Here is a 269-nt window from a genome sequence, read left to right on the forward strand (position 1 = left end):
CGTCACCGTCGAATAACCGGCGGTGAAAGGACTGCGATGATCGTCGGAATTGGCGTGGACGTCGTCGATGTGCCGCGGTTCCGGCGCCAGCTCGAGCGCACGCCCGGCCTTCGCGACCGCTTGTTCACCCCGGCCGAGCGCGGGCTGGGCACGCGGTCGCTGGCCGCGCGCTTTGCCGCCAAAGAGGCCATCGCCAAGGCCCTCGGGGCGCCGGTCGGCATGACTGAATCCGTCGATGCCCGGCAACTCCCGGACGACGATCGCCGCGA

1 protein-coding gene is annotated in these 269 nt (G+C 70.3%); it reads left to right on the top strand.

Features of this window, described 5'->3' with window-relative positions:
- Nucleotides 1-36: 36 nt before the first annotated feature.
- Nucleotides 37-269 (top strand): 4'-phosphopantetheinyl transferase superfamily protein (locus AC5RVV_RS18420; RefSeq protein ID WP_494002766.1); only part of this gene is annotated, 233 nt, incomplete at its 3' end.

This window comes from Arthrobacter sp. MDT2-34-1, assembly GCF_059091365.1.